The organism is Streptomyces coryli (assembly GCF_011044975.1).
In the GTDB taxonomy this organism is placed as follows: Bacteria; Actinomycetota; Actinomycetes; order Streptomycetales; family Streptomycetaceae; genus Streptomyces; species Streptomyces coryli.
Map to the genome: position 1 here is coordinate 1 of NZ_JAAKZV010000319.1, position 7,740 is coordinate 7,740.

Annotated in this window: 2 protein-coding genes; both read right to left on the reverse strand. The window is 70.9% G+C overall.

Annotated elements, in window-relative coordinates:
* Positions 1-1,508: condensation domain-containing protein (locus G5C51_RS37795; RefSeq protein WP_240930199.1), on the reverse strand; the 1,508-nt coding region annotated here is incomplete at its 3' end.
* Positions 1,505-7,738, reverse strand: coding sequence for an amino acid adenylation domain-containing protein (locus G5C51_RS37800; protein ID WP_338118453.1), 6,234 nt, complete (start codon positions 7,736-7,738; stop codon positions 1,505-1,507). The genes G5C51_RS37800 and G5C51_RS37795, both read right to left, overlap by 4 nt.
* Positions 7,739-7,740 lie beyond the last annotated feature (2 nt).

The window sequence follows — 7,740 nt, forward strand, 5'->3', positions numbered from 1 at the left end:
GCGTACGACCACTCCACCCCGGTGCCCACCACCGCCACCGCATCCGGCGACCGCCTCACCTGAGCCGCGAACAGCTCCCCCAACGTCCCCGACGCCACCTCCCGCGCCGTCTCATTCCACTCGTCCACCACCAACGACCGCTCAGCGGTACCCAACACACCCAACCGGCCAACCCGCCCCTGCGGATCCGCCGCCATCCCCTCCAACACTCGGAACAACCGCTCCAGAACAGCCCGCGCCGCCCCCGCGTCAAACACATCCGGCCGATAACTCAACCGCGCCCCGAGCCCGCCGATCGTGCTCACCACCAGCCCCAGCGGGTAGTTGATCGACTCCTGCGCGGCATGGTCGAGAACCCTCAACCCGCTGGGCCCCGGCAGCTCCACCGTCTCCCCCGCCGGCTGTGTGTCCCGCTCGCCGGCCGGCTCCTGCCCCCGCATGCCCGACGGGAAGTTCTCGAAGGCCATCAGCGTGTCGAACGTCGCACCCGGCCCCGCCAGGCGCTGGATCTCCGTAAGCCCCAGGTGCTGATGGTCGAGCAGCGCGGACTGCTGCGCCTGCAGTTCCGCCAGCGCGCCCGCGACCGACAGGTTCGGGTCGAGGTGTACGCGTACGGGAACGGTGTTGATGAACAGCCCCAGCATGTTCTCCATGCCCGGCAGCTCGGCGGGCCGTCCTGCCACGGTCGCGCCGAAGACCACGTCCCGGCGCCCCGCCAGCCCGCCGACCACCAGGGCCCAGGCCACCTGGACCACCGTGTTCAAGGTCGCGCCACTCACGCGCGTCAGCTCGGCGAGCGCCTCGTTCAGCTCCGCGGCTGCCCGGCCACGCGCCGTGTGGCCATGCGCCGGTGCCGGGTCTCCGTCGCCCGCCGCCACGAGCGTCGGCTGCTCGGTACCGGCGAGCGCCCGCCGCCATGCCTCGCGCGCGGCCTCCTTGTCCTGCCGGCCCAACCACTCCAGGTATTCCCGGTACGGCGTGACCGCGGGCAGGCCGGCCGCGCTGCCGCCGGCTTCGTAGCAGGCCCACAGCTCCCGGAACAGGATCGGCAGCGACCAGCCGTCCAGCAGAATGTGGTGCAGCGTGATCATCATCCGGTAGCGGTCCGGACCCACCTTGACCAGCAGCACCTTCAGCAGCGGCGGTACGGCCGGATCGAAGCGCCGCGCCCGCTCCTCCGCCCCCAGCCGCTCGGACTCCGCCACCGCGCCCGCCCCGAGCCCGGACAGGTCCTCCTCCCGCCACGGCAGTTCCACGCCCCGCATGACCACCTGCACGGGCTGGTCCACCCCTGCCATCTGCCGGAAGCTCGCGCGCAGACTCGCGTGCCGGTCGAGCATCGCCTGCCAGGAGGCCCGTAACGCCGCTACGTCCAGCGCGCCCTCCAGACCGAGGTCGAACTGCTCCACATACACATCCGTGCCCTGCTCCTCGAAGAGCGCGTGGAAGAGGAGCCCTTCCTGCAGCGGCGACAGCGGCCAGACATCCTCGACCCGCTTCTGCGTCATCGCGTTCCCCCGTCTTCCGCCTGCTCGGTCTCGAGTTCGTCGATCTGGTTCTGATCCAGGGCGATCAATGAGAAGTCGGACGGGGTGTGGCCCCCGCCTTCGGTGCCGGACGTATGGCTGACGAGGCCGGACAACATGGCGGCCCAGCCGTCGAGCAGATTCCGTACGGCCGGTTCGTCCAGCACGCGCTCCGGCCAAGCAAGGCTCAGCGCGAGCTGCGGGCCTGCGGCCAGGTCATGGACCGCGCCCATGGCCTCCAGCGCGTGCAGCACGGGGACCTCCCCATCCAGTCGGACGGGGCCGTCGCCGGCGGTGGGAGCCCATGGATGACGGGAGTTCTGGTCCGCTGCGTCGGACTTCCCGGCTGTGAGATAGCCGAGGTAGTTGAAGCCGATCTGGGCGGTGGGCAGCGCGGCGAGGGTCGGCGCGGTGTCGGGGTTGAGGTGGCGCAGCATCCCGTAGCCGAGGCCGTCGCCGGGGACGGCGCGCAGCTGCTCCTTGACCCGCTTGACCGCCCGGCCGGCCGCCTCACCACCAGCCCGTATCTCGCCGGCCTCGCTCGCGCCGACATCGAGCCGCACCGGGTGGGAGCTGGTGAACCAGCCCACCGTGCGGGACAGATCGACGCCGTCGCTGGAGGACGTGCGGCCGTGGCCCTCCAGGTCGATGAGCGTTCCGGCGACGCTGTGGCCCTGCTTCCGCCGCCACTCGGCGATGGCCGCGGCCAGCCCGGTCAGCAGGATGTCGTCGATGCCGGCGTGGAAGGCTGCCGGGACGGTGGTCAGCAGCGCTGCTGTGACCTCGGCGGAGACCTCCACCGACAGCTCACGGATCGTGGACTCGACGTCCCGGTCCGGGTCGACGGGATGGGTGGTCAGGGGCGTCCCGGGATCGTCGAGAAGCGCTGTCCATTGCGGTAGTTCTGCCTGTCGATCCGGGGTTGTCGCTTGTACGGACAGCTCGCGCGCCCAGTGCCGGAAGGACGTCGGCACCGGGTCAAGTGCTACGTCCCGGCCGGCGGCCAGAGCGGTGTAAGCCGCCTCCAGGTCCGGCACCAGCAGCCGCCAGGAGACCGTGTCCACCACCAGGTGATGCATGACGAGCAGCAGCCGCCCGGGGACGCTCATCCCCCCGTCGAACCAGACCGCCTGCAGCATCACCCCGGCCGACGGATCCAGCCGGGCTACTGCGGCCCGCGCCTCTTCTTCGATCAGCTGGTCGAGGGGGGCTGTGGTGGTGGCGTCGATACGGTGCACCCATCCCTGTGTCGGCGTCGTCTCGGGTACGAGCAGCTGCCGCTGCGGGGCGACTTCGAGGCGGGCGCGGAGGATGTCGTGGTGGTCCACCAGTGCCTGCACGGCCTGGGTCAGGACCGTAAAGTCCAGGCCGGCCGGGGTGACCACGAGGCTGGACTGGACGGCTTGGCCGACCTTGTCCGGGCCGGCGCGGTCGAGGAGTTCGTGCATGACCGGGGTGAGGGGGATCTCGCCGATGCCGGGGGCGCCGCCGCCAGGTGCGGGTCCGTCCGTATGCGTCGTGGCGACGGCTGCCAGGCCTGCGGGGGTCAGGCGCTCGAAGACCTGCCGCGCGGTGATCACCAGCCCGGCCCGGCGAGCGGTCGACACCAGCAGCATCGACATGATCGAGTCGCCGCCGAGCTCGAAGAAGGAGTCGTCGACACCGACCTTCGCCAGGCCGAGTACCTCGGCGAAGTGGGTGCAGAGGGTCTCCTCGGCAGGGGTGGCGGGGGCACGTCCCTCGCTGCCGCTCATGTCAGGGGCGGGGAGGGCCGCGCGGTCGAGCTTGCCGTTCGGCGTCAACGGCAGCGCCTCCAGCAGCACGACCGCCGGGATCATGTACTCCGGCAGCCGGACGGCGGCATGCTCGCGCAGCGTTACGGGGTCGATGCCACCACCGGCGACTGGGACAACGTAAGCGACCAGGCGCCTCTCACCAGGCCTGTCCTCCCGTACGATCACGGCCGCCTGGCTGACCGAGGCGTTGGCGGCGATAACGGACTCGATCTCGCCGGGCTCCACCCGGAAGCCGCGGATCTTGACCTGCTCATCCGCCCGACCGGCAAACTCCAGGGTGCCGTCGGTCGTCCAGCGGGCCAGGTCCCCGGACCGGTACATCCGCCCACCGGCAGTGAAGGGACAGGCTACAAATCGTTCGGCGGTCAGGTCCGGACGGCCCACATAGCCCCGGGCCAGACCGGCACCGGCGACATACAGCTCGCCCGTCACGCCGGGCGGGACCGGCTGCAGGAAGTCGTCCAGCACGAACACCTGGGTGTTGCCCAGCGGACGACCGATCGCCGGCGGCACATCCTCGGCAGTGATGCCTGCATCCACTGGCACAGCGGTGGTGATGACGGTGGCTTCGGTCGGCCCGTACGTGTTCCACACGTGGGCCTGACCGGTCCAGCGGGCCGCCAGGTCGGCACTCATCCGCTCCGCTCCGAGGACCCAGTTGCGCACGTCCGGCACCGACGCCGGGTTCAGCACCCCCAGCAGTGACGGCACCACGCTGGCCACGGTGACACCCGATGTGCGGATCATCTGAGCCAGCAGCTCCGGCTCCGTACGCTTAGAACTGGCAGCAATCGCCAGCGTCCCACCTGAAGCCAGCGTGACCGCGACATCCAGCACCGCGGCGTCGAAGCTGAACGACGCGAACTGCAACGCCACCTCACCCGACTCCACACCCAGCACCGGCCGCATCGCCTCGGCGAGATTCGCCACCCCGCCATGCGCGACAGCCACACCCTTCGGACGCCCCGTCGACCCCGACGTGTAGATCACATACGCCAACTGCGACGGCGCCACCCGCAACCCCAGCGGCTCCGCCGACTCCGCCGCAATGACCTCGCCGGCCTGCTCCAATAGCGCGGCATCCAGTACGAGTTCGCATCCGCTGTCCGCCACCATGAAGTCCAGCCGATCAGCCGGATACTCCGGGTCCAACGGCACATACGCACCCCCGGCCTTCCACACCGCGAGGATGGCAACGACCATGTCCACCCCACGCGGCAGCCGCAGACCAACCCGCACTTCCCGGTCGACCCCACGCCCCCGCAGATACCGCGCCAGCCGATTCGCCCGGCCCTCCAGCTCTACGTACGACAGCGCCTCAGCCCCACACCGAACGGCGACAGCACCCGGCGACCGCACGACCTGCCCCTCGAACAGCTCCACCAACGAACCCGCCGACACCGACCGCGCCGTGTCATTCCACCCATCCACCACCAGCGACCGCTCAGCCGCCTCCAGCACCTCGATCTCGCTGACCCGCACATCCGGCCGCGCCGCGATCTGCTCCAACACCCGCACCAGACGACCGGCCAGCGCCCGCGCCGTAACCTCGTCAAACAGATCCGTGGCGTACAGAATCCCGCCGGCCAGCCCAGCCGGAGCCCCCTCCCCGTCCCGCTCCTCAGCCAGCGTCACCGACAGATCGAACCGAGCCGCCGCCTCCGCCGCCGACGGCACCGGCTCGACGTCCAGACCCGGCAGCTCCCACCGCTCCTCACCGGCGGCCTGCAGCGCCAGCATCACCTGGAACAGCGGATTACGGGACAGCGACCGCGACGGATTGAGGTCCTCCACCAACCGCTCGAACGGCACATCCTGATGTCCGTACGCCCCCAGGTCCGTCTCCCGCACCCGGGACAACAGCTCCGTGAACGACGGATCACCACTCACATCCGTACGCAGCACCAGCGTGTTCACGAAGAACCCCACCAGCCCGTCGAGCGCAGCGTCCCCGCGGCCGGCCACGGCCGTCCCGATCGGGACGTCGTTGCCCGCACCCACTCGGGAGAGCAGCAGCGCCACGGCGGCCTGCACCACCATGAACATCGTCGACCGGCCGCGCTCGGCGAGCTCCGCCAACCCCGCATGGGTCTCCGCGCTCACCCGCACCGGCACCGAACGCCCCGCGAAGGAGGACACGGCCGGCCGCGGCCGGTCCGCCGGCAGCGCCAGTTCCTGCGGCGCACCCGCCAATGCCTCCCGCCAATACGCCAGTTGCCCGCTGACCACGCTCTCCGCGTCATCGAGCTCCCCCAGCACCTCGCGCTGCCACAGCGCATAGTCGGCGTACTGCACTGGCATCGGCTCCCACCCGGGCACCCGCCCCACCCGACGGGCGGCGTACGCAACGCCCAGATCCCGCGCCAGCACCTCCAGCGACCAGCCGTCCACGGCGATGTGATGGGCCACGATGACCAGCACGTGCTCGGACGGTCCGGTCACGAACAGCCGCACCCGCCACGGAAGATCCACACTCAGATCAAATCCACGGCCCGCGTACTCCTCCAGGGCCTCCTCGACCGGACGATCACCGGCTTCCACGACCCCCAGCGCGGGCCGGCCCGCGACACCCTCCAGCACCTGCTGGCAGGCCGCACCCCCGATTTCCGGGAAGACCGTCCGCAGGCTCTCGTGCCGGTCGGCGACATCGCCCAGCGCCGCCTCCAGCGCCGCCACATCCAGCTCACCGCGCATCCGCAGCGCGAAAGGCATGTTGTACGCAGCTCCGGCACCCCGATCCGTCTCCTCCAGCCGGTTCAAGAACCACATCCGCTGCTGCGCGAACGACAACGGCAGTACCTCAGGCCGCGGTTGAGGCGTCAGCGCCGCCCGTACCGCACCATGGCCCCCCTCGATCAGCCGGGCCACCTCCGCGACCGTCGATGTCGTGAACAGCTCCCGGATGCTGAGCTCGGTGTCCAGGGCCGCGCGGATACGGGCGATCAGCCGCATCGCCAGCAGCGAGTCACCACCCAGCGCGAAGAACGACACCTCCGCACCGACCCGCTCCAGCCCCAACACCTCGGCGAACAGCCCGCACAAGACCTCCTCCACCGCAGTCGCCGGCCCCCGCCCCTCCGCCGCGCCGTCGAAATCGGGGGCGGGCAGCGCCGCCCGGTCGAGCTTCCCGTTCACCGTGACCGGCAGCGCCTCCAGCACCACCACCGCCGCCGGCACCATGTAGTCAGGCATCCGGTCGGCCACGAACTCCCGCACCACACGCTCCAGTCCCGCAGCGGCAGCGGCGGCTGGAACCACATAGCCGACCAGCCGCTTCACTCCCGGGTGGTCCTCCCGTACGACCACCGCGACCTGCTCGACTGCCGGGTGGCCGGCGATCAACGTCTCGATCTCGCCCGGCTCCACCCGGAACCCGCGGATCTTCACCTGCTCGTCCACCCGGCCCGCGAAGACCAACTCACCGTCAGAGGTCCACCGGACAAGGTCCCCGGTCCGGTACATCCGCTCGGCCGATGTGGCGAACGGTGATCCCACGAACCGCGCGGCCGTCAGCCCCGGCCTGCCGAGATAGCCGCGCGCCAGCCCCGGCCCGGCCACGTACAGCTCGCCGGCCACGCCCACGGGAACCGGCTTCAGGCGATCGTCCAGCACATACGCCTTGGTGTTGCCGATCGGCCGCCCGATCGGCACCGGGCCCTCGTCTGCCGGCGACAACGGCTCGCTCATCGTCGCGTCGACGGTCAGCTCCGTCGGACCGTACGCATTGATCACCCGGCGGTCCGACCACCGCTCCACCAACGCCGGCGGCAGCGCCTCGCCGCCCACCACGAGAGTGCGCACCGCGGGCGGCAGTTCCTCCACCGTGGCCAGCACCGACGGCGGCAGCGTTATGTGGGTGACCTCGAATGCGGATGCCACCTCCGCCAGCGACCCGTGCGGCGGCAGCCGGTCCGTACCCGCCATCACCAAGGAGGCCCCCGACAGCAGCGCCATGCAGATCTCCCAGACCGCCGCGTCGAAGCTCAGCGAGGCCAGCTGCAGCACCCGGGAGTCGGCGCTCACCCGGACCCGGTCGTTCTCGGCGGCCACGAGATTGCCTATGCCGCTGTGGGCGACCACGACGCCCTTGGGGGTGCCGGTCGACCCGGACGTATAGATCACATACGCCGCGTCCTGCGGTCGGCCGGCTGGGGGCGGGGCGGTCCGGCCCGAGCGAGCTGCCTCTTCGGCGTCGTACACCCATCGCGCCGCGCCGGCGGGCAGCACGTCCGCGGTCGCCGCCGTGCACACCACCAGCGCCGGAGCCGAATCGGCCAGCATGAAGCCGATCCGTTCTCGCGGATAGGACGGATCGACGGGCACGAAGGCGGCACCCGCCTTCACCACGCCCAGCAGCACCCCGATCAGATCCGCCGAGCGCTCCATCACCACCCCGACCAGGTCACCCCGCCCCACAC